Annotated in this window: 26 protein-coding genes, 2 pseudogenes and 1 riboswitch; of the genes and pseudogenes, 18 read left to right on the forward strand and 10 right to left on the reverse strand. The window is 50.9% G+C overall.

The genetic code is table 11. From position 1 onward, the window contains the following. The first annotated feature begins 232 nt into the window (after window positions 1-232). On the forward strand, window positions 233-1,441 hold the full coding sequence (cntE, locus tag AC3G2T_RS18680; RefSeq protein ID WP_488436492.1) for a staphylopine family metallophore export MFS transporter CntE: 1,209 nt from the start codon (window positions 233-235) through the stop codon (window positions 1,439-1,441). Window positions 1,442-1,493: 52 nt separating this feature from the next. On the opposite strand, the gene AC3G2T_RS18685 is transcribed toward cntE, so the two are convergent. Beyond that, window positions 1,494-2,156 carry a nitroreductase family protein gene (locus AC3G2T_RS18685; protein WP_488436493.1) on the reverse strand — a complete coding sequence of 221 codons (663 nt, stop codon included), beginning with the start codon at window positions 2,154-2,156 and terminating at the stop codon, window positions 1,494-1,496. A gap of 181 nt (window positions 2,157-2,337) precedes the next feature. On the opposite strand from AC3G2T_RS18685, the pseudogene AC3G2T_RS18690 reads away from it, so the two are divergent. Then, window positions 2,338-2,499, forward strand: a pseudogene (locus AC3G2T_RS18690) (ATP-binding cassette domain-containing protein); the annotation flags it as partial. Window positions 2,500-2,628: 129 nt separating this feature from the next. Here AC3G2T_RS18690 and AC3G2T_RS18695 read toward each other — a convergent pair. Both AC3G2T_RS18695 and AC3G2T_RS18700 read right to left on the reverse strand, forming a co-directional pair. Then, entirely contained in the window at window positions 2,629-3,291 is a 663-nt protein-coding gene (locus AC3G2T_RS18695; protein ID WP_474680762.1) for a nitroreductase family protein, read from the reverse strand. 94 nt (window positions 3,292-3,385) lie between these two features. Further along, window positions 3,386-3,853 carry an Rrf2 family transcriptional regulator gene (locus AC3G2T_RS18700; RefSeq protein WP_474680763.1) on the reverse strand — a complete coding sequence of 156 codons (468 nt, stop codon included), beginning with the start codon at window positions 3,851-3,853 and terminating at the stop codon, window positions 3,386-3,388. Window positions 3,854-4,364: 511 nt separating this feature from the next. On the opposite strand from AC3G2T_RS18700, the gene AC3G2T_RS18705 reads away from it, so the two are divergent. Further along, window positions 4,365-4,817, forward strand: a complete 453-nt coding sequence (locus AC3G2T_RS18705; protein ID WP_488436494.1) for a hypothetical protein — start codon at window positions 4,365-4,367, stop codon at window positions 4,815-4,817. Here AC3G2T_RS18705 and AC3G2T_RS18710 read toward each other — a convergent pair. Further along, a complete protein-coding gene (locus AC3G2T_RS18710) occupies window positions 4,765-5,586 on the reverse strand; it encodes an undecaprenyl-diphosphate phosphatase (RefSeq protein ID WP_488436495.1) in 822 nt (273 codons plus the stop codon). The genes AC3G2T_RS18705 and AC3G2T_RS18710 overlap by 53 nt on opposite strands. A 191-nt stretch (window positions 5,587-5,777) precedes the next feature. On the opposite strand from AC3G2T_RS18710, the gene AC3G2T_RS18715 reads away from it, so the two are divergent. After that, window positions 5,778-6,359, forward strand: coding sequence for a DedA family protein (locus AC3G2T_RS18715; RefSeq protein WP_488436496.1), 582 nt, complete (start codon window positions 5,778-5,780; stop codon window positions 6,357-6,359). 23 nt (window positions 6,360-6,382) lie between these two features. Here the strand turns inward: AC3G2T_RS18715 and AC3G2T_RS18720 are convergent, their stop codons facing one another. After that, window positions 6,383-7,060, reverse strand: a complete 678-nt coding sequence (locus AC3G2T_RS18720) for a phosphatase PAP2 family protein (RefSeq protein WP_474680766.1) — start codon at window positions 7,058-7,060, stop codon at window positions 6,383-6,385. Window positions 7,061-7,222: 162 nt separating this feature from the next. Here AC3G2T_RS18720 and AC3G2T_RS18725 point away from each other — a divergent pair, with 162 nt between their 5' ends. The 14 genes from AC3G2T_RS18725 to AC3G2T_RS18790 all read left to right on the forward strand — a co-directional run bounded on the left by AC3G2T_RS18725 (window position 7,223) and on the right by AC3G2T_RS18790 (window position 21,518). Then, window positions 7,223-8,497: a glycoside hydrolase family 18 protein gene (locus AC3G2T_RS18725; RefSeq protein ID WP_474680767.1), complete on the forward strand. Its 1,275-nt coding sequence runs from the start codon at window positions 7,223-7,225 to the stop codon at window positions 8,495-8,497. 183 nt (window positions 8,498-8,680) lie between these two features. After that, complete coding sequence (locus AC3G2T_RS18730; RefSeq protein WP_488436497.1) at window positions 8,681-9,796, forward strand: MGDG synthase family glycosyltransferase; 1,116 nt, start codon at window positions 8,681-8,683, stop codon at window positions 9,794-9,796. Between the two features lie 86 nt (window positions 9,797-9,882). Then, window positions 9,883-11,085 (forward strand): MFS transporter, encoded by a 1,203-nt coding sequence (locus tag AC3G2T_RS18735; protein WP_488436498.1) that lies wholly within the window; start codon window positions 9,883-9,885, stop codon window positions 11,083-11,085. A 2-nt stretch (window positions 11,086-11,087) separates the two neighbouring features. Then, entirely contained in the window at window positions 11,088-12,437 is a 1,350-nt protein-coding gene (locus AC3G2T_RS18740; protein WP_488436499.1) for a polysaccharide deacetylase family protein, read from the forward strand. A 155-nt stretch (window positions 12,438-12,592) separates the two neighbouring features. Further along, window positions 12,593-13,510 (forward strand): hypothetical protein, encoded by a 918-nt coding sequence (locus AC3G2T_RS18745; RefSeq protein WP_488436500.1) that lies wholly within the window; start codon window positions 12,593-12,595, stop codon window positions 13,508-13,510. Between the two features lie 101 nt (window positions 13,511-13,611). Continuing rightward, window positions 13,612-14,349, forward strand: coding sequence for an ABC transporter ATP-binding protein (locus AC3G2T_RS18750; protein WP_488436501.1), 738 nt, complete (start codon window positions 13,612-13,614; stop codon window positions 14,347-14,349). Beyond that, the gene (locus AC3G2T_RS18755; protein ID WP_488436502.1) at window positions 14,342-15,088 is read left to right on the forward strand and encodes a DUF2705 family protein; all 747 of its coding nucleotides are present in this window, start codon (window positions 14,342-14,344) and stop codon (window positions 15,086-15,088) included. The genes AC3G2T_RS18750 and AC3G2T_RS18755 overlap by 8 nt, the downstream gene beginning before the upstream one ends. A 15-nt stretch (window positions 15,089-15,103) precedes the next feature. After that, window positions 15,104-16,582 (forward strand): sensor histidine kinase, encoded by a 1,479-nt coding sequence (locus AC3G2T_RS18760; protein WP_488436503.1) that lies wholly within the window; start codon window positions 15,104-15,106, stop codon window positions 16,580-16,582. Next, window positions 16,579-17,271: a response regulator transcription factor gene (locus tag AC3G2T_RS18765; RefSeq protein WP_474680775.1), complete on the forward strand. Its 693-nt coding sequence runs from the start codon at window positions 16,579-16,581 to the stop codon at window positions 17,269-17,271. Before AC3G2T_RS18760 ends, AC3G2T_RS18765 begins: the two co-directional genes overlap by 4 nt. Before the next feature lie 272 nt (window positions 17,272-17,543). Then, window positions 17,544-18,407 carry a VOC family protein gene (locus AC3G2T_RS18770; protein ID WP_488436504.1) on the forward strand — a complete coding sequence of 288 codons (864 nt, stop codon included), beginning with the start codon at window positions 17,544-17,546 and terminating at the stop codon, window positions 18,405-18,407. A gap of 1 nt (window position 18,408) precedes the next feature. Further along, window positions 18,409-18,876, forward strand: a complete 468-nt coding sequence (gene lspA, locus AC3G2T_RS18775; protein WP_488436560.1) for a signal peptidase II — start codon at window positions 18,409-18,411, stop codon at window positions 18,874-18,876. A gap of 7 nt (window positions 18,877-18,883) precedes the next feature. After that, window positions 18,884-19,627 carry a DUF3105 domain-containing protein gene (locus AC3G2T_RS18780; protein ID WP_488436505.1) on the forward strand — a complete coding sequence of 248 codons (744 nt, stop codon included), beginning with the start codon at window positions 18,884-18,886 and terminating at the stop codon, window positions 19,625-19,627. Window positions 19,628-19,703: 76 nt separating this feature from the next. Then, window positions 19,704-20,579 (forward strand): YitT family protein, encoded by an 876-nt coding sequence (locus AC3G2T_RS18785; RefSeq protein WP_488436506.1) that lies wholly within the window; start codon window positions 19,704-19,706, stop codon window positions 20,577-20,579. Between the two features lie 282 nt (window positions 20,580-20,861). Next, window positions 20,862-21,518, forward strand: a complete 657-nt coding sequence (locus AC3G2T_RS18790; RefSeq protein WP_474680779.1) for a FusB/FusC family EF-G-binding protein — start codon at window positions 20,862-20,864, stop codon at window positions 21,516-21,518. Window positions 21,519-21,675: 157 nt separating this feature from the next. Here the strand turns inward: AC3G2T_RS18790 and AC3G2T_RS18795 are convergent, their stop codons facing one another. The 5 genes and pseudogenes from AC3G2T_RS18795 to AC3G2T_RS18815 all read right to left on the reverse strand — a co-directional run bounded on the left by AC3G2T_RS18795 (window position 21,676) and on the right by AC3G2T_RS18815 (window position 24,270). Further along, window positions 21,676-21,834 (reverse strand): hypothetical protein, encoded by a 159-nt coding sequence (locus AC3G2T_RS18795; protein ID WP_474680780.1) that lies wholly within the window; start codon window positions 21,832-21,834, stop codon window positions 21,676-21,678. 91 nt (window positions 21,835-21,925) lie between these two features. After that, a riboswitch (cyclic di-GMP riboswitch) is annotated at window positions 21,926-22,012 on the reverse strand. A gap of 80 nt (window positions 22,013-22,092) precedes the next feature. Beyond that, window positions 22,093-22,231, reverse strand: a pseudogene (locus AC3G2T_RS18800) (cell wall hydrolase); the annotation flags it as partial. 169 nt (window positions 22,232-22,400) lie between these two features. Continuing rightward, on the reverse strand, window positions 22,401-23,126 hold the full coding sequence (locus tag AC3G2T_RS18805) for a polysaccharide deacetylase family protein (RefSeq protein WP_474680781.1): 726 nt from the start codon (window positions 23,124-23,126) through the stop codon (window positions 22,401-22,403). Window positions 23,127-23,209: 83 nt separating this feature from the next. After that, the gene (locus AC3G2T_RS18810) at window positions 23,210-23,899 is read right to left on the reverse strand and encodes an LrgB family protein (protein WP_488436507.1); all 690 of its coding nucleotides are present in this window, start codon (window positions 23,897-23,899) and stop codon (window positions 23,210-23,212) included. Beyond that, window positions 23,887-24,270, reverse strand: coding sequence for a CidA/LrgA family holin-like protein (locus tag AC3G2T_RS18815; protein WP_474680783.1), 384 nt, complete (start codon window positions 24,268-24,270; stop codon window positions 23,887-23,889). Before AC3G2T_RS18815 ends, AC3G2T_RS18810 begins: the two co-directional genes overlap by 13 nt. Window positions 24,271-24,292: the final 22 nt, after the last annotated feature.

Raw genomic sequence — 24,292 nt, forward strand, 5'->3', positions numbered from 1 at the left:
GCGTTTTGTTATCGAAAACAGAAAACTCTTGTAATATGGACACGTTTTGTTATAGAATCGATTTCGATGATTATGATAATCATTATCGAAATTTACATATGACAATCGGGGATTCCGCAGGGGAGAGCGGCTGTGGAGCAAATTTTGTCGAATCCTGCCAACGAATATACGAAAATGCTTTGGAATTCCAGATTGTCGGCAGTTACCAGCAGCGAATAGGAGTCGAACGGAATTGAAACAACCTGAATTGAAACAAACGGGATTCAAAGAAAACCCCTTCAGTAACCGGGCCGTGTGGCTGTATGCGGTTGCCTTTCTGTTTTATGCGACAAACCATATGCTGATCATTGCGCTGCCGTTTTTTTCGCAGGCGCTTGGCGCGGGCCGTTCGGAGATCGGCATCATTATGGGGGCCTATATGTTCGTCTCCATGTTTTTACGTCCGGTTGCGGGCGCTGTTGTCGATCGTTTTGGCTCGAAAAAAATATTTTTGGCAGCGCTTGTGCTGAATGCCATTGTGCTGGGCAGCTACACGTTCGAGACCTTGTGGGCGTTTGCCGTCATGAGAGCTCTACAAGGTGCGATACTCGCTTTTTTTTCCATGACGATTCACCTGCTCATTATCGACCTTTTGTCCGACAAAGTGAGGGGACAGGGGCTTTCTTTGCTTTCGCTTTCGTCCATGCTGCCTTATACATTCGTGCCCGCATTGGTTTTATTTATGAAAAATGAGGTATCGATGACGTCCATGCTGCTGTTGTTCGCCTGTATGGGCTTGGTCAATATTATCATGGGTTTCCGGCTGTACCGGACAATGGGGCCGCAGGTGGAATCACAGCGGCAGGCAGAGGCCGCTCTCCAAGCCGGCAGCGGTAAAAGGAGAGCGAACAGGGCGCTTGTGTTTCCATCGCTCGTCATGCTTCTGGCGTCGATTGTGTTCAGTGTGGCGCCCACATTCCTGCCTTTATATTTGGAGGGCAGGGGGATACACTCGGCTCCGCTCTATTTTCTGACGGAAACGGCGGTACTGATCGTGATCCGTTTTTTTGGACGGAAATACATTCCTTCCTCCGAATCGTTTCCGAAATGGCTGCTCGTTGCGCTCATCAGCTGCTTTACGCTATCGCCGGCACTGCTGTCGCTATCGGTTTCCACGCCTGTACTGCTTGCCGCTGCGGTTTTTAACGGGCTGGCGTTGTCTTTGCTGTACCCGACGCTCATGACTTACATTACTTTTGTCGTTCCGGAGCAGGTTCGCGGCTATTCAATCGGTTGGTTCATTGCCGCGGCCGATTTCGGAACCTCTTCGGGAGCTTTTGTGATGGGCCTGATCGCCGACCAATTTTCCTACCCGGCAATGCTGGGCACAGCAGCCTGCATCGGGGCGGCTTCGCTCGTGCTGACCCTGCTTTATCGCGGGCAAAAGGTGGTGGCCCCGTAAGTCTGCCGGTTGCCGATCGAATATCGAAGACGTATTTGTTTTCAGGCTTGTGTTACGCCTTCGACATTTCGTTGAAGAAGGCTACATCTTCGATTGGCAGCCTTACCGTCGGATGGCCGGGTTTCGCCGCTTTGCCGAGAGCGATAAGCATAACGGAAACGTAACGCTCCGGAATGGCGAAAGTTTCCGCGAATTTGGCTTTATCATAGCCGGCCATCGGGACGGTGTCGTAGCCTTTGGCGCGGGCGACAAGCATGAGCTGCATCGATATCAACCCGCCGTCGAGATAGACGACTTGGCGAATTGTTTCGGGCGGCATGCTCGAATACCCCTCGTTAATGCGCTCGAGGAACGATTTGGCCGTATCCGCAGGCATGTAACCGGCTTCGACCGCTTGACCGTAAATCTTCTCGGCCAATTTGAAGCTCTCCGTATCCCCGAGAACGGCGATGACGGCCGAAGCCTCGACCACTTGCTGCTGATTGAACGCGATCGGAAGCAGCTTTTGCTTCAGTTCCGGCGAATCGATGACGAGAAAGCGCCATGGCTGCAAGTTGGCGGATGATGGAGCCAGCGTCGATTGCTGCAATATTTCGGTCAATTCTTCGCGTGAAATTTTCACATCGGGATCATAGCTCCGGACGGATCGGCGTCCTTGAATAACATCGAAAAAAAGTTGCTGCTCCAACGCTTGAGTCGGTTGTGAAACGGACATGGTTTTCTCCTCCTGTATTCTGTGTGTAAATTCACACAGTATAGTGTAAAAAAAAGATTGCCAAACTGTTACATATATAAGTACAGTATAGCGTCCGCGTTTCTGACTGTCAATTCCGATAATTATCGAGTCTCTTAGCGAAGAGACGGTTGGCCTCCAAGCGGTTGATATGCGGTAGATGCCCAGGCAAATGAGCGGCGGCCAACTGCAGCGCGTCAATATCGCGCGGGCGATCGAGCTTAAGCTGAAATTGATTGTGCTGGACGAATCGGTCAGCAGCTTGGACATGATCGTGCAAAAGCAAATATTGCTTCATCTGAAAGATTTAAAAGAATCGTTCGGTCATCGCCATGATGCATCACAGTCCCGCAGCAAAAAACACCCCTATAATAGTCATCGGTTAGAAAACACCCGGGTGTTTAACCAGAGTCTATTACTAGGGGTGCTTTTCAGCGTAGGGATGCGTTGATTGCTATGCCTTCGGCATTTCGTTGAAGAAGGCTACATCTTCGATTGGCAGCCTTACCGTTGGATGACCGGGCTTCGCCGCTTTGCCGAGAGCGATAAGCATAACGGAAGCGTAACGTTCCGGAATGGCAAAAGCTTCCGCGAACTTCGCTTTGTCATAGCCGGCCATCGGGACGGTGTCGTAGCCTTTGGCGCGAGCGACAAGCATGAGCTGCATCGATACCAGTCCGCCGTCAATCAAAGCGCCTTGGCGAATAGCTTCAGGCGGCATGCTGGCGAACATGGCGTTATAGCGCTCGACGAACGATTTGGCCGTATCCGCAGGCATGTAACCCGCTTCGACCGCCTGGCCGTAAATTTTCTCGGCCAATTTGACGCTCTCCAAATCCCCGAGAACAGCGATGACGGCCGAAGCCTCGACCACTTGCTGCTGATTGAACGCGATCGGAAGCAGCTTTTGCTTCAGTTCCGGCGAATCGATGACGAGAAAGCGCCACGGCTGCAGGTTGGCGCCTGAAGGAGCCAGCGTCGCTTGCTGCAATATTTCGGTCAATTCCTCACGCGAAATCTTCACATCGGGATCATAGCTCCGGACGGATCGACGGCCTTGAATTACATCGAAAAAAAGTTGCTGTTCCAGCGCTTGAGACGGTTGTGAAACGGACATGGTTTTCTCCTCCTGTATTCTGTGTGAAATCTCCCACAGTATCATATAAAAAAATATTGCCAAACTGTTACAGATAATTCACAGTATAGCGACCTCATCGCCGGATGTCAATTCCATATTCGTAATTGTCGAGCCTTTCCGCCAAATCGGCGATCGTGTAACTGCCGAGCACTTCGCGCACGCTGCGGTCCATTTCCTGCGAAATATCGCCGAGGAGCGCTCTCATTTGCATGCCCAACGGATGCGTTCCCGTTTTATCCGTCATCCCGCAGCATAGCGGGTTGCCGGCCTGAAAAACATGATACAATTCAGCCAGCGTAATCGATTCCGGGTTTTTTTTCAGCCGATAGCCGCCGTCGCGCCCCTCTCGCGTTTCGAGAAATCCTTCGCGCGCCAGAACGGCGAGAACCCGCCTAAGCAGCGTCGCCTCCGATTGCAAATAACCCGCGATTTCGACGCTTGGGCATGTGAGCGTATGTTCCCTGGACAAAATGATTAGTGCCTGAACCGCTAATCCAAACCACTTCGGTTGGGCATTGCCGGTACATTTTTCCGTTTCCATGCTGTATCTCCTTTCACGCCCGGGGTGGCTGTTCCAGCTTCTGTGTTTATCTGCACATTGTATCGTGAATGCGACAAGTAGAGCAAGTGCAAAAAAGAAACTCCACGGCTATGGAATGTTACATCAAGAGATGTTGGCGAAGGAAAGCATGCAAATCCGCAGGGATATGGAGGAAAGGAACAGAGGAAGAGCCGTACACTTGTGGGCTTTTGCTTTTGTACATTGTTAGGGCAGCCAGAGGGGGGCCTAATTTGGACGCAGCCGCTCATGAAGCGGCCAAGCAAGGCAGTCCGAAAAGTCTGCGAAAATTGTGCTGGCTGTCCAGAAACCCGCAAGCCAGAGCCGGTCGCACAATCTGGTTGCGCGAAGAAAAACCGGTAAAAGTCAGGCTGCCCACGAAAGCCGCGACACTCAGTAGGGCCACGGGAAAGAGTGAGGCCCTAAATTAGAGGGACAGCCGCATTTTTTCCGGGCGCGCACCTCTCCTTCTGCGATCGCGGAACTGAACAAAATGGAAGAGAGACATCGTGGTAGGGAAAAAACCTGCGAAAGTGCAGGTTTTTTCGCTGGAATGGGCTTGTTTTGGCGAAAAGCCTGCAAAAGTGCAGGAATTTTCGCTGAAAATGAATCTGGGTCCATTAGTTCGGTGAAAAACCTGCACTTTTGCAGGAATTGTTCGTGGACAGTGGTCAAGGACGCAAATTCATGTATTTTTGCAGGTTTTCTTCGTGCAGCCAGGCAAAGTGTGGTTATCGCCTTTGACGCGGGGGTTCTACGCAGGTTTTCCTGGCGTAACCAGGCAGGCGTGCTGCCGCCGCTGATCAGCGCCTTCGGCTGGAGCAGACTTCGTCCGGCCGACCGCCGTCATGCAGCGCAAACCTGCCGCGCCCAGGCGCTCACCACCGCCCGCACTACAAAAAGTACAAAAGCAGCATCACGACGCCGACGACCCAGCAATAAATAGCGAAAGGGCGCATCGCATGAAATTCATGCTTTTTAAACCATCTCATCAGGAACCAGACGCTGAGGTAGGCGAAAATACCTGAAAAAAGCCCGCCGATCAGGGACATTTGCAGAAGGCCTCCGACGCCGGATTTGGCGAGCTTGGGCACTTCGATAATTCCCGCGCCGATGATGATCGGAGTGGCCAGCAGCATCGAGAAGCGCGCGGCAGCTTCGTGCTTGAGCCCTACCCAGAACCCGGCCGTCATGCTGGCGCCGGAGCGGGAAAATCCGGGAATGAGCGCAAGCGACTGGAACAGCCCGACGATAAGCGCCTGCCTCCAACTGAGTTCCTCAATCTCCTTCGTTCCGCGGTGCGCCGATTTTTCCCCTATGTAGAGTAGAAAGCCGTTTACGATAAGGAAAAATGCCGTAGAGCCGACATTGCTGAACATATGGCGCAGCGCTTTTTCCAAAACAACGCCAATGATTGCCGCTGGGATCGTCGCGATCACGAGTCTGCCCAGCAGCAGCTTCGCTTTGCCGTCAGTCCGGTCAAAGAGCGAGCGGATAACTTCCCACCACTCTTTGCGAAAGAAAACGAGCAGGGCGGCGGCGGTCCCCAAGTGGAGCATTACGACATAAGGCAAAAAATGCTCTTTTAAAAATTGGTCGTCCAAATTCCATTGAAATACAAAAGGTGTAAGCACTCCGTGAGCTACGCTGCTGATGGGAAATAGCTCGGTAATACCTTGGATAATCGCAAATAAAATCGTTTCCCAAAATCCCATAATTCAATTGCCTCCCATACATTTGTCAAATCCAGCCTCAACTACTATATCAATCTCGATCCATAGTTTCATGAGAATTTCATTAATTTTGCAAAGCAGACTTTTTTCTCATCGTTCTCTCATGTTAATTGCCGCCGGATGTGTTACGATCATGTAAGTAAAGGCAGGTGCTGCTGATGAGTCACTCTTTTATGACATTTATTTCCCATTATGGGTACGCGGCCGTATTCGCGCTGCTGTTCATAGGTATTGTCGGTTTGCCGTTACCCGTAGAACTACTGCTGCTGGGGGTAGGCACCATCGCCCTCAAAACAAATCTTCATATCGTCTGGATCGTCTTCTTCGCCTGGCTCGGAGCCAGCGCGGGAATGACTTTAAACTACGCGCTCGGACGAAGCGTCGGGCTCAAACGAATCGGTTACGTCACCAAATGGGTCGGTCTTTCGGAAAGCAAACTGGAGAAATGGGCCGATTCCTTTACCAAATACGGTTTCATGCTCGTACTGTTCGGCTACTTTGTAGCAGGTCTCAGACACGCTTCGCCTTTTATTGCCGGCGCTATCCGGATGCGGTTTTCCCGGTTTTTATGGACTGCGTACGCCGGAGCGTTAGGCTGGATTCTTATTCTGGTGCTGGTCGGTCAAAAGGTCGGACAGCATTGGCACCAGCTTTTCGCGTTTTTGCACCACCCGGTCGGGATCGTCGTGCTGGCGCTTATCGGAATCGGGACATTTTGTATCAAAAGCAGGCTTCGCCAGCGCCGGTTTTCATGAAAACAAAAACCTCCAAATCCACATTAAGTGGGCTTGGAGGTTTTTTGATGACCGATCTTTTGCGGAGCGCGATGCTCCATGTACCATTGAAACAGCCAGACGCATAAAGCGAACCAAAACGCGCTCGCAAAGTAGGCGCCGACGACGTCGCTCGGATAGTGTACGCCCAAATAAATGCGGCTGACGCCGATCATGACCGTCATAAAGACGCAAAACAGAATAACGGCCGTTCTTCCGAGGCGGGTGGAAATGTGTCTCCAAAGCAGAAAAGCGATCGAGGCATACAGAGCAAAAGCCGCCATGGAATGGCCGCTAGGGAAGCTGAAGCCCGTCTCTTCGATCAGTCTGTGAAGGGTGGGCCGTTCACGGCGAAATATGCTTTTGAGAATGGAGTTGATTATTGGGGTCCCGACAACAACGGCGAGAAACAGGATAAGCTCCAGGCGATGCCGCAGGATGAAAAAAAGAAACAACAGACTGCAGACCGAAATGACGACCACGCTTTGGGTCGAGCCGATCAGCGTAAAGCATTTCATGATTACAGTGAGCCACGGTGACTCCAAACCTTGCACAAAACCTATAACGCTGCTGTCAAAATTCGCGACTCGCCTTCCGTTGATTATGGAAGCAATCACCGCGAAGCAAAGGAAGCACAAAACGGCCAAAATCGGTACAAATGCAATTTTCGAGCTTGATTTCATGAAACGGGTTCACCTGCTGTATGTAAAATGGACGAAGTTTAAGTAGTATACCATATTATGGACGGTTAATACGAATTTTGACCGATACTATGTTTGGAACCTCTAAGGCACCGGCGGAATAATGTGGATATAGAATGCTTTAGGCGAGAGTGAGGGAAGGCCGTGCTCATTCATGTGGTGCGAAGAGGAGAAAATTTGTGGCTGATTTCCGGGCGTTATGGGATTGATACGAAGAGGATTGCCGAAGCCAATGGGCTCGAGGACCCGAATCGTCTGGCCGTCGGTCAGGCGTTAGTCATCCCCGGGCTGTATCCCGAATATATAGTACGACAAGGGGACACACTCGGCTCGATTGCCGCCGGCTTCGGCGTTACCGTCGAGGCTCTGGCCCGAATCAATTCGATTACCGATACGACCCGCATTTACCCGGGACAAATTCTGAAAATTCCGGAGCAACCGAAGCCGATGATCGACGTTAACGCCTATACGAACGCATTTGGCGAGAGAGACGTGCAGGCGGTCAGGGAGGACGGCAAGCATTTGACTTACTTGACTCCTTTTGCCTATCGCATGAAGAGGGACGGGACCTTGTCGCCCGTTCGCGATGAGAGACTTATTGCCGAAGCCTATGCGAACCGCGTAGTACCGGTTATGTCGATTACTAATTTTTCGGCCGTAGAAACAGGTTCAAGGCTGGCACATGACATATTGTCAAGCGCCGACACGCAGGAAAAGCTGTTGACGAACATCATTCGGATCATGGAAGCAAAAGGGTACCGCGGCCTTAATGTCGATTTTGAGAATGTGTATCCTGCCGACCGCGAATCGTACAATCAATTTCTCCGGCTTGCCGTGCGCCGTCTGCATGAACGCGGGTTTTTCGTCTCATCCGCACTCGCTCCGAAATCGAGAAGGGAACAAAAAGGCCTGCTCTACGAAGCGCACGACTATGCCGCGCACGGAGAAAGTGTCGACTTCGTCATACTCATGACCTACGAGTGGGGATACCGCTTCGGTCCTCCCCAAGCCATATCGCCGATTCAGGAGATCAGACGGGTTCTGGATTACGCCGTTACCGAAATTCCCAGAAACAAAATTATGATGGGCTTCCAACTATATGCGCGAGATTGGCTGCTTCCTCATGTACATGGACAGCAGGCGGAAACATTCGATATGCAGGAAGCGGTGCGCCGCGCGATCCGGCACAGAGCCGAGATCAAATATGACCGCAAATCCCAAACTCCGTATTTCCGTTATGCCGATGAGAGGCGGCGGCTGCATGAAGTATGGTTCGAGGACGCAAGAAGCGCTCAAGCGAAGTTCGACCTGGTCAAGGAATACCGGTTGAGAGGAATTAGCTATTGGGTGCTGGGTTATCCTTTTCCACAAAATTGGATACTGCTCGAAAACAATTTTCAAATTCGCAAACTGCTGTAAAATGGCTTTTTTAGCCTGTTGAACGGCCTCCTTCAGGCTGAGATCATCATGAGCGCTCATTTTTGATGATTTCCACATATACTCTTTTCATCCTTGTTTGATATACTTCTATATAGATGCAATCGATGTTTTTCTCATTTTTGTCCCATACTAGTAGGGAGAATAAAGGAGGAGGCCTTCGCTTTGAATGAAAATCCGCGAATCTTGCTACTTACGGCCAGTTACGGAGATGGGCATTTGAAAGCGGCCCATGCTTTGAAACAGCGATTTCATAAGCGCGGTATTACGCACGTCCAGACAATCGATTTAATGCAGGAAGCTCACCCGTTGATCAATAAAATGTCGACCATTACATATTCATGGAGCTTTCAGGCTTCCCGCTTCGGCCTTAATTATTATGGCTGGAGCTACTATTTAACAAGCCAATCCAGCGAGCAAAATCCGTTAAGCACATGCCTCAACCTGATGGGCAAAAAAAAATTGACGCAAATCATTGCCCGCGAGAGGCCGGATGCGATCGTCAGCACGTTTCCCTACGGAGCGGCGCCTTCGGTCGGCCGGGCACTGCAAATTCCGGTCTACACGATCATAACGGATTTCACGCTTCATTCCCGCTGGGTACATACCGGAATCGATAAATATTACGTCGCCTCCGGCGATTTAATGAACGCCCTCATCTCGTCCGGGGTTCATCCGGACAAAATCGCCGTCACGGGAATTCCTCTGCGGGAAACGTTTGACGAAAATTTGAGCACGGATGCTGCGAGAAATCGGGTTCTGATCTTGGCGGGCTCGCACAGCGTGCCCCGGACTACCGCGGAAATGATCGGCAAACTTTTGGCGATTCAGGGCATCCGGGTCACTGTTGTATGCGGCCGAAATCAGCGGCTTGAACAAGTTCTTAAGCAGCGGTTTGCAGACAGGCCTCATGTGCGGATATTCGGCTTTGTGGAAAATATCCACGAGCTGATGGCGCACTCCGGCTGCATCATAACCAAAGCCGGAGGGCTTACACTGGCCGAATCGCTCGCCCTGCAGGTTCCCGTATTTATATTTAAACCGTTTGCCGGCCAGGAAAGGGAAAATGCCATTTATTTCTCGGAAAAAGGGGTGACGTCCATCTCCAATCATATGAATGAATTGATTGTCCAAATGGAACGGTTTGTATCCGATGAATCGCGCTTTGACGAAATCAAACTGCGGATGGCCTCGCTGCAGAAAACAAACGCCGCGGACCTCATCGTAAGGGACATATTAACCGAATTGGGCCGATCGGACCCTGCCTCCGCTTATTCTTGAGGCGGGTGCATGATTCTCGAAGCACAAGGGGATACCACTGTATAAGAGCGATGGATTCACGCAATTTGTATAGGTAGGTGAATGACTTGATCCCTAATCTAAGCAAGTTCCTGCCCCGGCACTTTATTTTATATGCCGCCGTTCTATTTTTAGTGGAGTTTGTCAGGGGAGCGTTCCTCGTTTCGTTTTTGCCGACGTACGCGGTGAATCAATTAGGTTTCTCCGTTGCGACCGTAGGAATCGCCGTTTCCATTCATTATATAACGGACACACTCCTAAAAAGTTTTGCCGGCTATTTATTGGATCGTTTTTCTTTGAGATGGATCGTCAATTTGGGCTTATGCATATCGTTCGCCGGACTTTTGATGGTTCGGTACGCTTACTATCCGTGGGTTCTGGTGGCCGCCGCGGCGGTTTTTGGCATCGGCATTTCGCCTATATGGCTCGTATGCCTCAGCAAAGTAAAGCCGGACAACCGCGCTTCGCAGATGGGGATGCTGTATTCCTTTTGGCTGGCCGGCATCGGCTCCGGTCCGATCGTCATCAATTTTATCATCGACCAAAGCTACAAGACGGCTTTCATCCTGATGATGCTGCTGTGGGCCGCAAGCTGGGCATTGTCGCTGTTTATAAGCAATGCCAGGCAAAGCGCGGTGATGCAAGTTTCATTCGACAAGCAACTGGGCATGCTGTGGGATCGTTTGCGGACGATGAAGTCACTCATTCCGGGCATGATTTTGCAGACGACGGCCGCAGGCATGTTAGTCCCGATTTTGCCGAGCTTTGCCGTGAAACAGCTAGGTTTGCATTATTCGCAATATTCTTATATTTTGATTGCGGGCGGTTTGTGTACGATGCTGTTTTTGATTCCGATGGGCAAGCTTTCCGATCAATGGGGAAGAAGATGGTTTTTGATCATCGGTTTTTCCGTCTTTGCCCTTTCTTTGTACGGATTGACGCTGCATCCCGTATTTTGGGCGGCTGTAGTTATGGCTGCCGTGCTCGGTTTGTCCTACGCGGCGGTGCTTCCTGCGTGGAACGCGCTGCTGGCTCAATATGTGCCGAAGCAGCAAGCGGGGATGGGTTGGGGATTGTTCTCCAGCGTGGAAGGAATCGGAGGCATCATCGGACCGGTGCTGGGCGGCTGGTTGGCAGCTGTCTGGAGTGAGAACGCCGCTGTCTTGACAAGTTCCGTGCTGCTTGGCTTTATCGCCGTATATTACTTGATCTTTTCGCCCGAGGGCTCGGGAAACAAACATAAAGACGATCTTCCAGGGGGTGTGCGCTGAGCATGGATGACTTTATGTGGTTCATCATCATCATATTTTTGATCTATACGATACTTCCGACGTTATTGATCCGTTTGTTCGGATTCGGCGTGTACAAAAAAGGGAAAAACGCAAGCGCAAGCGGAATCGCGCTGACGTTCGACGACGGCCCCGATCCCGAATATACGCCGCAGCTGCTGGATCTGCTCAAGCGTTACGACGTGAAAGCGACGTTCTTCGTTCTTGGATCGAAGGCGGAGAAGCATCCGGAGCTGATCACGCGCATCCATCGGGAAGGCCATTTGCTGGGGATACATAATTATGTGCATTGGGCCAATGCGCTAATGACCCCGAAAAAAGTCAGAAAGCAAATTGAGCAATCCGTGCAGGCGATCGAGAACATCATCGGAGAGAAGCCGGTGCACTACCGTCCTCCGTGGGGCGTTATCAATTTATTCGACTTGCTGCTGCTCAAGCGGTTTCGAATGATATTGTGGTCCTTGATGGTGAGAGACTGGAGCAGTACGGGGGGAAAGGAAAGGATCAAGCGGGAGCTGTTGTCCAAGCTGAACAGCAACGATGTGATCGTGCTGCACGATAGCGGCCAGACGTTCGGCGCGGACGCCGATGCCCCCGATTATATGCTGGAAGCTCTCCAGGAATTCCTCGAAGTATGCAAGCTGAGGGGGTGCGTATTTTTGCGGATTGACGAAAAAATGCGGCTGGACGAAGAAGCGGACAAAGAACCGGTTGTTTTATCGAAAAGAATTCTCGTGTATGTATGGTTAAAGTGGGAGCACTTATTTCACTTTTTTTTCAAAGTAAAACCGGTAAGTCCGCACAACCGGATATTCTATATCAGACAATGCAAGTATTACGGGAAGACGATCCAACTGCAAGAAGGGGATGAGCTGCGTTCGGGGGACGTTGTTGTCGAGCTGCATTTCAACAATGAGCAGCTGTTTGAGATGGCTTCCAAATCGGGTTCGGTCGTACATCTCGCAGTCCACATGATCCGCGAAGCCAGGCGATGTTTCCCTAACATATCGGAGTGGCTAGCCGAGAGAAACGATGTGAAGGCCCTATACGGCGTCACAATGATTCATCAGGGCACCGGGAAATTGGGATTTACCGTGGAGGATTTACCGAAAGGCGCATTTGCCCGGCTATCGAAGCTGTACTTGCGGCTCTTGCTTTATATGATGCATCCGGACGGCAAGAAGCGGCTCAAAGCGCCGGGAAACCTCGCCTCGCCTAAAATCATCGCCATTTCGGCCAAAGAATTTTTGCGCAGATATCCGGTCCGCCCGGACGTACAATTAGAAGTCGATTCGAAAGGGTGGAGCGCCGCCCAGGTCGAGGAAGTGCTATAATCGTTCATATTCAAAGAGCTGCCGGCAGCTCTTTGTTTTATTTCCACATCAATCTGATTTAAGAAATATTTAAGAAATGTTTCACAAGGGTTTCATTTTTGGCGCCTATGATTAGCGGTGTAAGACAAAATATATACACCGTATAGGAGGATAACATGAAAAAGAAGTGGTTGATTCTGGGAAGCGCTGTTGGGATTAGCAGCATCGTCATGGTAACGACCGGGTTTAGCGCACTAGCCAGCACGTCCGGCTACGATGCCTACAAATCCGCGCTCAAAAACACGAAAACCGTCAAAAATGTAACCGTCCAAGCCGCTGCGGATCTGCAGGATAACGGAGCCTCACTGATTCAGGCAAGCGGGAATTTTAAAGTGAGCCCGGATACCAAAACGTTGAGCGGAAGTGCGAACGTAACTTCGAATGGCTCGAAGCAATCGTTTGACATTTATAAGCAAAACAATGAAACTGTATTCAAATCCGGCGCAAGCGATGTCTATTACGTGAAACAGGAATCGGAGCAAAAGCATAAAAAAGCAAAAGAAACGGCTGATCCGGCCATTTCCCAGCAAGTTGAAACGGTCATCGACGCGCTGGTAGGCAATTTGAAAGATTACGTCGCGGTAAACGAACAGGCAGACGGTTCGAAACAAATTTCCGTTTCCCTTGATAGCACGCAGCTTCCGGCAGTCGTCAATGCGATCGCGCCAATCGCCATTAAAGAAGCGGCCAAAGAGCATGGACAGCGGAGCGCGGCAGACAACAGCGATCCTCAAGATTTGCCGTTCCAGGAAAATTTCCTGAAAGCGGCCGTGCCTCAATTAACCCAAAACATCAAGGTTGAAAAAGTAGCTGTCAAAGCGGACGTGAATGCGTCCAACTATATCGATCACCAGGAAGCCGACGTAACGGTGTCCGGAAAAGATGCCTCCGGCACTGCACACCAGGTGACGCTGCACCTGCAGGCGGATCTTTCGGGCTACGGCAGCACGACGCCGGATACGATCGACCTTACGGGCAAAACCGTACAGCAAATCAAGCATGAGCGCGGCGGCAAGCACGAAAACAACGACTAACGAATAAATTCGTTCTTATGCTTTTACACATATTTGAAGCAGACAGGCCTTTTATCTGTACGGCCTGCCTGCTTCACCACAATTCCGAGGAGGAATGCCGGATGGACCCTATACTGGAAACGCAGTGTCTAACGAAAGTTTACGGCAATGAAAGAGGGATACGCGACATCAGCCTTCAGCTGTACGAAGGGGACGTGTATGGATTGCTCGGTCCCAACGGGGCGGGGAAGACGACGTTCCTGAAGCTGATCACCGGGCTAATCCGCGCGGATCAAGGCACGGTCACCTTATTTGGCGCCGATATGTCGGATCGATACGAGGCGGGTATGCGGCACGTCGGCTGCATGATCGAATCGGCCGATTTTCACGATTTTCTGACCGCATGGCAGTATTTGCAACTGGTCGCGCGATTTTATCCGGGCATCGGTGAACGGCACATGGAAGAAGCGCTGGATGCGGTCGGCCTGCTGAAAGTACGCAAAGAGAAAATCAAACATTTCTCGACAGGCATGAAGCAAAAGCTGGCGTTAGCCGCGGCCATTTTACCGGAACCGAAGCTTGTCATCCTGGATGAACCGACGAACGGCCTCGATATCGAAGGCACGGTCATGTTCCGAAAGCTGATCAAACGGCTGTCCGAAGAAAAAGGGACATCGTTCATCATTTCCAGCCATATGATCCATGAGCTGGAGCAGCTGTGCAACCGGGTAGGCATTATTGTGCAGGGGCAGCTGCAAAAAGAGGGGCACGTCTCCGATCTGCTGCACAGCAATCAATCGCTGGAGCAATTTTATATCGACGAGCTGCAGCTCGCAAAGGGGGATCAGCATTGTGCATAGATGGAAAGCGGGGTATGTCAACGAATTGCTTCTGCTGCTGTACCGCAAAAAAGTGGTCATGTTCGGCATCTTTTCGGCCATATTGCCTATACTGCTTGCGCTTTCGCTGCACGCGCTTCAGCCTGTATTAGGGCTCGTCGCCGTCAGCCAATCGTTTCCCGTTCAAATGCTGGACATCTACACCGCCGTATGGATTCCGCTGTTTATTTTGACGATTACTGCCGATCTGTTTCCGCATGAGGTCGCTTCCCGGACTTTGAAGCTTGCCCTGCTGCGGCCGAATTCGCGGCTGCAAGTATTTTTCGCCAAAACAGCGGCACTGGCCACGGGTATCGCAGCTTTGCTCGTTATTTTGGCCATTGTTACGTGGATTTGCAACCTGTTTGCAGGTACGACGGCAGGCCTTGCGGAAGGAATCAGCATCATCAAAGCTTATGCGGCCGCTTTCGTCTCTATGGTCGCTCTGTCCGCCGTCTTTGTTTGCATCGCCCAGTTTTTTAAAAGCGCCAGCGGCTTCATGGTATTTACTATCGTCGTGTACGCCGCCGCCAAAATCGCTCCGTTCCTGTACAGCCCGGTTTCCGCCTTTTCGCCGGCTTCTTACACGGATTGGCACATGCTTTGGCTCAGTCCGACGGTCGCGGCCGGCAAATTGCTGACAGCTTCGCTTTTCCTGATTTCCAGCTGCATGTTGTTTTTGGCGCTTGGTTACTATAAATTTGACCGAAAAGAAGTGTAAACGGGGAATCCGCTTATGTCGATACGTGTAAAGCTGCTGCTCTCTTACGCAGCCATGCTCATTATTCCGCTAGTCATGATGATCATTACCGCCATGCTGCTGGTCGTCGTTTTCCGCGGCGATTTTCAAAGCATCCGCGATCAGTACGGCACCGGCGAAGGGTTTTTCGAGAACCACAACGTGGAGCGGACGATGAAAGAGATGCGGCGTACAGCCGAAAAAAATCCGTCGATGCTGGCGGACGCGGCTTATTTGGCCGATCTGGATCAAGAGCTGCAGGCGAACAAATCGTATCTGATCGTCCGCAAGGGCGGCCATGTTGTCTACGTTTCGCCCGCTTTTCAGCAGGCTGAAGTTTTGAACCATTTGCCAGCTTTCGACCGTCCGGGGCATACGGAAAAAGAAGAGCCCGTCCGGTACGGAAACCAGCTGGAAGAAATCATGCATTTCGATTTTATGTACGCAGATCAGTCCCCGGGAAGCGCATTCGCGGTGACGGCCGTCGATCCGCTGGTGAATTTTGCCCAAAAATTTTTCCCGATCTTGTTCATAACTCTTGTCGTTATTCTTATTCTTACGCATACTTTGCTGACTTATTTTGTATCCAGAAGCATCATCAAACCGCTTCAGAAGCTTAAAAACGCGATGAAACGAATGAAGTCGGGCGATCTGGATTTTCATATGGAACCGACCAGCAAGGATGAAATCGGGCAGCTCAGCATCGCATTTGAAGATATGCGCAGACAGCTGCACCAATCGATTCAAACGCAGCTGCAATACGAAGAAAACCGCAAAGAGCTGATCTCCAACATTTCCCACGATTTGCGCACGCCGCTGACGGCCATTCGGGGATATGTCGACGGAATCGGCGACGGAATTGCGGATACGCCGGACAAACGGCAAAAATATATCGAGATCATCTCATCCAAAGCCGAGGAAATGGATCATTTGATCGATGAGCTGTTTTTGTATTCCAAACTGGATTTGAAACGGCTGCCGTTCCATTTTGAAACCGTAGATATTCGCGCTTTCTTATTGGATTGGTCGGATGAACTGGAATTTGAACTTGGAAAAAAAGGCGTCCATTATGATTCGGATATCATATTCGAACAGCAGACAAAAGTGTCTATTGACCGTGATAAAATAAAGCGGGTATTTTCCAACATTATGGACAATTGCATTAAATATATGAACAAGCCGGAGAAGCGCATTCATTTGCGGGCTTGGAAAACGGATGAACATGCCGTCATCGAACTGACGGATAACGGGCAGGGGATCGATACGGCTGCGCTTCCTTACGTATTCGAGCGGTTCTACCGGGCGGATCCTTCCAGAAACAGCCACACGGGCGGCAGCGGGCTTGGCCTGGCCATCTCCAAGCAAATGATCGAAGGCCACGGCGGGACGATCGAAGCGCGCAGCGTGAAGGGCGAAGGCACTTCCATAACGATCACACTGCCGCTTAAAACGGATAAAGACGGTGATAAACGATGAACCAGAGTATTTTAATCGTAGAAGACGAACAGCTTATTGCCGAGTTGGAACGAGACTACCTGGAGGTCAACGGCTACAAAGTCGATATCGCAACCGACGGCGAGCAGGGCTTGACGCTGGGCATGAGCGGGGAGTACGACCTGATCATTTTGGATTTGATGCTGCCCCTGATCAGCGGTTTCGAGGTATGCAGGCAAATTCGCGAGAAGCATAACATTCCGATTCTGATGGTAACCGCCAAAAAGGAAGATATCGACATCATCCGCGGTCTCGGACTCGGTGCCGACGATTACATTACGAAGCCGTTCAAGCCCGGGGAATTGGTCGCCAGAGTCAAGGCGCATTTGGCCAGGTACGAGCGGCTGACCGGCGCCAAGGACAACAAGGACGAAATTCGCGTCCACGGGCTGCTGATCGATTACGGTTCGCGGAGAGTTTTTGTGAACGAGCGGGAAGCGATTTTGACGACGAAGGAGTTTGATCTGCTTTATTTCCTCGCTGTGAACCCGAACCGCGTGTTCAGCAAAGACCACCTTTTCGAGCGGATATGGGGGATGGACGCGCTCGGCGATTCCCAGACCGTTACCGTCCACATCCGCAAACTGCGGGAAAAGATCGAAGCTGGCGCCTCCAATTCCCAATACATTGAGACCGTATGGGGAGCGGGTTACAGATTCCGGTTAAATTAATGCGCCAAAAGCTTAAGTCATGCCAGTGACCGACTCACTTGCGGGTTAAGCTCTTTTGGCGTTTTTTGTGGAGTTCCATACCGCCGCTGTCATGAGAGCCGTCGATTTACCGCCCGCAGTCGGTTTATACAGGACCGCTGCCGGCGAAATGAGCGGAGCGGGTGCGCAAAAACATAAAACTTTACACACGAAGTTTATTATTATACACTAAGTTACGAAAAGTAATTAACTTTCGTAATTCGATGATATGATTTTCAGAAAGGAATGATCGTATGGCTGGGCAAATGGATGCAAATATCCGGCTTGGAGAATTGAAAGTGAAAGTCAGTCAGCTGGACCGGTCCGTCCGGTTTTATCAGGATGTCGTCGGCCTGAAGGTGCTGAGTCTCGGGGCCAATACGGCCAACCTTACCGCGGACGGGGAAAGCACCTTGATCGTGCTTGAGGAAGTTCCGAACGCCATCGTCACACCCCGGCGGTCTGCGGCAGGGCTGTATCATTTCGCGATACTGCTGCCCGAAAGGAAAGACCTCGGACTTTCCTTGCGCAATCTGATCGAGTCCGGCATTCACATCGGTCAAGCGGACCATCTGGTGAGCGAAGCTTTGTACATTACCGATCCCGATCATAACGGCATCGAAATTTACCGCGACCGCCCCCGCGACAGCTGGCGCCGCGACGCGGAAGGCAACTACGTGATGGCAAGCGATCCCATTGATTGGGACGGCTTGCTGGAAGAAACCAAAGGCCGCGACTGGCAAGGGCTGCCAGCGGGTACGGCGATCGGGCACGTCCATTTTCATGTAAGCGACCTTGAGGCGGCGAAGCAATTTTACTGTGACGTGCTGGGGTTCGACATTGCCGCTGACGCCCGGAGACAGATGAGCGCATTGTTCATATCGGCAGGCGGCTACCATCATCACATCGGACTCAACATCTGGGCCGGAGTAGGGACGCCGGCGACGCCGCCGAACGGAACGGGGCTTGCTTATTTTACGATCCGATTCCCCGATCAAGCCGCACTTGCGCTTACGCTCGAACGGCTGCGGCAAGCGCAAATTCCGGCCCACGAACAGGCCGGAGCATGGGTTATTCAAGATCCGTCCAATATCGCCATAAGACTGGTCCTTGCTTGAGATGCTTTTTTATCTTATAGCACTGCTGGTTGTGGGCGTCGATCAGTTGTCCAAAATATGGATCCGCCTGCACATGCAGGTCGGCGATTCGATCGTGATCTGGAACGGCGTTCTGGAGTTTACCCGTTACGAAAATAGCGGAGCGGCTTTCAGCTCCTTTCAGGGTTACGGCCGCTTGTTCGTACCGGTCGCCGTCTTTTTCGTCGCCGCCGTCCTGTATTACCGCCGGAAAGGCGTGCTGCAAGGTCCCGTCAAGCAAGCGGCAGCCGCGTTCCTCGTCGGCGGTGCGACCGGCAACGCAGTGGACCGGATCCTGTTTAACCAGGTAACGGATTTCATTCATTTTCAATCCAAGAACGGGATATTGAATGCTGCGGATTACGCGATTAATATCGGTTTGATTTTGTTTGTGCTTGATGTGTTGATATTGTCCAAACTCTCACTTTTTACTCGAAGAACGGAAGGTTAACACAATTATGGATATGAATCAAATGGATCATTCATCGCATGCAGCAAGTTCTTCATACTTATGGCTGCTGTTACTCGGCATCGGTCTTCTTGCGCTCGCTGTAATCGGATACGTCTATGCGTCCAGACTGAACAAAGAAAATACGAGCCGGTTGAAAAAAGATCAGAAAGCCGCTTTGAAAAAGAAAAGCAAAACCGCGCTGCTCGTTTCGCACGTGCTGCTCGCTGCCGCCGTCCTTGTTACCGGAACGTACTTCATCGTGAACGCAAGCGGCAAATATAACGTTGAGGCTTTAAATTTCGGCGTTCCGATTCAAGTAACGACCGATAAAGATTACGGCAGAGGGCATTCCGACGATCCGCAGCATTACGAGATGAAAATTCCGACATCGGGCACGCACAGTCCCCACGATCTGAAATTCGGCTTTTACACGGAAAAACCGCCGACTGAGAAGCTTGTCCACAATTTGGAGCATGGAGATATCATCATCTACTACAAACCGGATGCGGACGCAAGCGTAATCGAGCAAATCAAAACGCTCTCCAAGTACAAAAAAGCGGGCTCAGGCGTACTCGGAGTGCCGAACACGGACATTCCGGCCGACAAACAGATCGTCGTGAATGCGTGGACCAAGACGATGGAATTGACGGCGTTTGACGAGAAGCAGATCGGCACTTTCATTTATCAGTATATAAATAAAGGACCGGAGGTTATTCCTCCCGAGATCAGGCAAGGCGGCGGCACCATGTAAGAGCGCAAGGGAAGAAGAGAGTAGAACCCGTCGGATTGGATATAATAGGCGGAAGAAACTTTCGGAGGATTCCCGCATGCATACCGTTATCGCCCAACATCCCAAACTTTCGAAAATAAAGCTGATTCGGCGCATCTTTTTACTTGTGCTCGGATCGGCTTTATTTTCCGTTGGCCTGGAAATTTTTCTCGTCCCTAATCAAATTATCGACGGCGGCATTACAGGCATTTCGATTATGCTGGCGCATTTGTTTCATCTGCCGCTCGGGCTGCTGCTGTCCGTGCTCAATCTCCCTTTTCTTTACGTCGGTTACCAACAAATCGGCAAAACGTTTGCCGTTTCGACGCTGTTCGCCGTCATCTTGATGTCCGTCGGCACCGCACTGCTCATACCGGTCAAGGCGATTACGGTAGACCCGCTGCTTGCCGCGGTATTCGGCGGCGTCATTCTGGGCATCGGCGTCGGGATGGTCATCCGCTCGGGCGGTTCCCTAGACGGGACCGAGATCGTCGCTATCCTGATCAGCAAGAAGTCTCCTTTTTCCGTAGGCGAAATCGTCATGTTCATCAACTTGTTTATACTCGGGAGCGCAGGCTTCGTCTTCGGCTTCGATCATGCGATGTATTCCCTGATCGCCTATTATATCGATTTCAAAATGATCGATATTACGATCGAAGGGCTGGACCAGTCCAAAGCCGTATGGGTCATCAGCGACAATTCCGAGGACATCGGGGCCGCATTGAACGACAGATTGGGCAGGGGAGTTACTTATCTCCATGGCGAAGGCGTCTTTAGCGGCGGCGACAAAAAAGTCATTTTCACCGTCATTTCGCGGCTGGAAGAGGCCAAGCTCAAGTCGATCGTGGATGAGATCGATCCTTCGGCGTTTCTTGCTGTCGGCAATATTCACGATGTCAAAGGCGGAAATTTCCGCAAAAAAGATATCCACTAAAGCCGATGCGGCAATCCTCGGCTGGGACACAATCCCCGGACGGGATTGAGATAACGGGCAATTTTGTTTATAATATCCATATCGCCGGACGTGGAGGTGGTACAGATGGCAATTAGAGATTGCCGGATTGGCACAGTCTCATGCAAAGCCCATTTTAGAGGCGATACTTTGCATGGGCGTACAATTGTTCCAAAATAATCGCCCGAACAAAGCATACATCGTTTCTAATACTTGGCTTTGCACCTTATTTCAATCTATTAACAAATAAGGGGCTGGACCTGTATGTGTGAACCATTTATTAGAAACCATCAATATAATTTTATTAAAAAGCAGACGCATTTGCTGCTGCAAACGCTCAGAACGGTTGCCGATCCGAAGGTGCTGGAATCCGTCAGATACGGCACGGAAACGAAAATAGCGGAACTGCTGCAGGAAGCTGCAGACGACGACCGCAAACAAATCGTGGAACGGATCTCCGCATTGGAAACGGCAGACGATTTCCAAACGTATTTGAGGGCGGTAGAGCCGCATTTGGCGGCATTTCCGCAAATTTCGGAAAAACAGATTCAGAAGCTTTTTCCGAAAAACAAGAAACTAAAGGTTCCTGATTTATCGACGATAGACTACCGTTATGTAACTTATTTGAGCTGGACCGACATCTCGACCAATAAATTGTTCATGGTTTACCATAAAGACGGGCAGTTCGTTGGGGTTGAGGGCCGATTTACGCCCATTAACAAGAAAAGTTATTGCTTTTTATGCGGCAGATACGAGGAGCTCGCTTTATTTACGGCGATATCCAAAAAAAGGCCAGCTCATTCTTCGCCCGATTATTATAAAGCGGTAGGCAATTATTTGTGCATGAACGGCCATGAATGCAACAAAAACATCACGGACATTTCCGCTTTGGAGAAGTTTGTGGAAAGTGTAACAGGCTAGACACAGCTGATCGGATGGGGCTGACCATACGTCCTTATATTCGGACGGCCATCGTATCCAGGGTGTTTCGCAAACAAGGTAGCACCATGCAAGCGTAGAAAAAAAGCTTAGTCTGATATCCCCGGCAGGCGGGGTTCGGACTAAGCTTATTTCTTGATTACTTCGCAGACATCATGATCTCAAATGATTCGCTGAGTTCTTCCAGCTCTTGCAAAGAAAGAGATTGCAGACAATTGACTAATTCTTGCGCCGGTTCGTTGCCGATCATTTCGCTAAGTTCACGCACGGAAAGGTCGAATCTTTGTAAGTCGCTCATCTGAGAATGTTCCTCCTTGGGTCTCCATCAATTGATTGGAAAAGCCACTCTTACAGGTGGCCAAAGGGAGGCAATTGCTCGCTCTCAATCCTTCGGCAGCTGGCTGACATGGTTTGGAAAAACCGCAGTCCCTGTAGCTTTGCGTCCTTGGCTTTCGCCAAGTTTGCCGTTTCGAGCAGATCTCAATCATAGTTTCATTGTACTAGATGTTTGCGAAATTTGCCAGTTTGTCACGAATTTGTTCGAAAATAATAGGTATTAATACGTATTATAATTGTTTTCGCAGGTGGCTCCGGTAGGCTGATAGAAGCAGTGCTTTCTAAAGCGACCTACAAACGGCTGGTTATACCAGGTGGAGGACAATCGCCGGGGGCCGGAAATACCACAAACTGAAGTTCACCTCATTTTGTCGTAACGGTCATAAACATTTGTCTATGTAATGGATGATCATCCGCCATAAAATTGGCCACTTCACCGGCTCGGCCGGCGGGGGACAGCAAAGAATCCCGCACGGGACCAAAGGCAGGTGCAGGATGAAGGGAATTTAGCGCAGCCGTCGATGCGCTTTACGGCTTTTTGGCGGGAATCGCATTGCTGTAGCTCAACAGCTCGGTAACTGTGACAAAACGGTAGCCCCGCTGTTTCAATTCCGGTAATATCTTTTTCAAAGCGTCAATGGTCTGAGTGGGACCCTCTACATAATCGTGAAATAGGACGATATTTCCATTGTTGGAGTGTTTCAACACTCGGTTGACGATTTTGTCCACCCCCGGGGTGCTCCAATCTCTGGTGTCGAGCTGCCATGTCCACATAATCATTTTATAGCCTTCCTGCTTGACGATATCGACAAGCCGTTCGTTAAAAACGCCGCCCGGCGGACGAAAGAGATGGCTGCGTTGTCCGGTAATGGAGCCGATCAGCTCCTCCGTTTGATTGATTTCTTTTTTCATATTTGTTCTGCGGCTTAAATAGGCGTGGCTGTACGTATGATTGGCTATTTCGTGTCCTTCATTGACCTCCCGCCGAAGCAGGTCCGGATTCAGCTTCACTTTATTGCCGACGACAAAAAAAGTCGCTTTCGCGTCATATTGTTTAAGCAGATCCAAAATTTGCGGCGTATGCACGGGATGAGGGCCGTCATCGAATGTTAAGGCAATCACTTTCTCACTCGTCGCTACCTCCCAAACAACTTCTCCGCGGGATTCATAATATTTTCGATCCTTCTGGGGGGCCGCCTCCGCAGCGGTCTGAAACAGCAAAAAGCAAATGCTTAGCGTTATCAGAATTCTCATTTTGCCTCCAATGTCATGTTGATCTGTTAGGAACTAGCATACGCCAATACCTGAAAAATTATCAGAACATGAAGGAGGCCGGGCTAAAAAACAAACCGTTCCAGAAGCCGCATCACCCATGGCGCGGCGCACAACGTAAAGAAAGCCGTCAAAATCATTGCGATCGAAGAGATGGAACCGGACACGGAGCCGAATTCGAACGCTTTGGTCGTTCCGGCCGTATGTGCACTCGTTCCGAACATAATGCCTCGGGCGATGTCGTTATGGATGCGGAATGCCCGCACCGCAAGCGGCCCGACGATGATGCCGAGCAGCCCCGTCACCATGACGAATACGGCGGTGATGTTCGGTATGCCGCCGATCGATGCGGAAACCGCAACCGCAATAGGCGTAGTTGCGGAGCGCGGTGCGAGGCTTTCCGTCAGATTCGCCCCCAGGTGAAGCCAGGCGGAGAACAGCGCCGAAGTCAATATCGCAAGGACAGCTCCGCAAAACACGCTGATCACGATCGTAGCGCCATGCTTTTTGAGCATGGCAAAGTTTTTGTGCAGCGGAACAGCCATGGCCACAGTAGCCGGACCGATCATGTCCGTCAGCACGCGATTGCCTGCGACGTAGGCTTCATAAGGAATGTGCGTATACGCTACCGCCGCGATCAGCGCGATCGGAACGAGCAGCAGGGGGGACAGCCACACAAACGGGAAAAGGCGGTAAAGCTGTCGGCAAGCGTAATAAAACAGCACCGTCATGATGAAGCAGCCTAGTGGGAGCATGTTTCCCGCTTCCTTTCTTTGCGTTTGGCGAGCAGCTGCGCCAGCAGGCCTGCACCGGCCATCACGATGATCATGCTTGCGAAAATAACGATAAAAATGCGCAGCCCGTTCGTGAGCAACAGGGACTTATAAGGAATCATTCCGACGGCGGAAGGGATGAAGAACAGCAGCATTTCCGCCAGCAGCCATTTCGAGCCGAGGTCAACCCATTCCAGCCGGAGAACTCGCGTTTGCAGCAGCGCAAAAATGAGCAGCATGCCCGCAATGCTGCCGGGAACAGGGACGTGCAGCCAGCCTGTCAGGGCATTCATTCCGAACGAAACCGCGGTGAAAAACAAAACTTGCGCCGCGACCAGGAGAGCTTTTCTCATTCCCCAGCCTCCTTCGTTTTTT

The organism is Paenibacillus sp. sgz302191 (assembly GCF_057749925.1).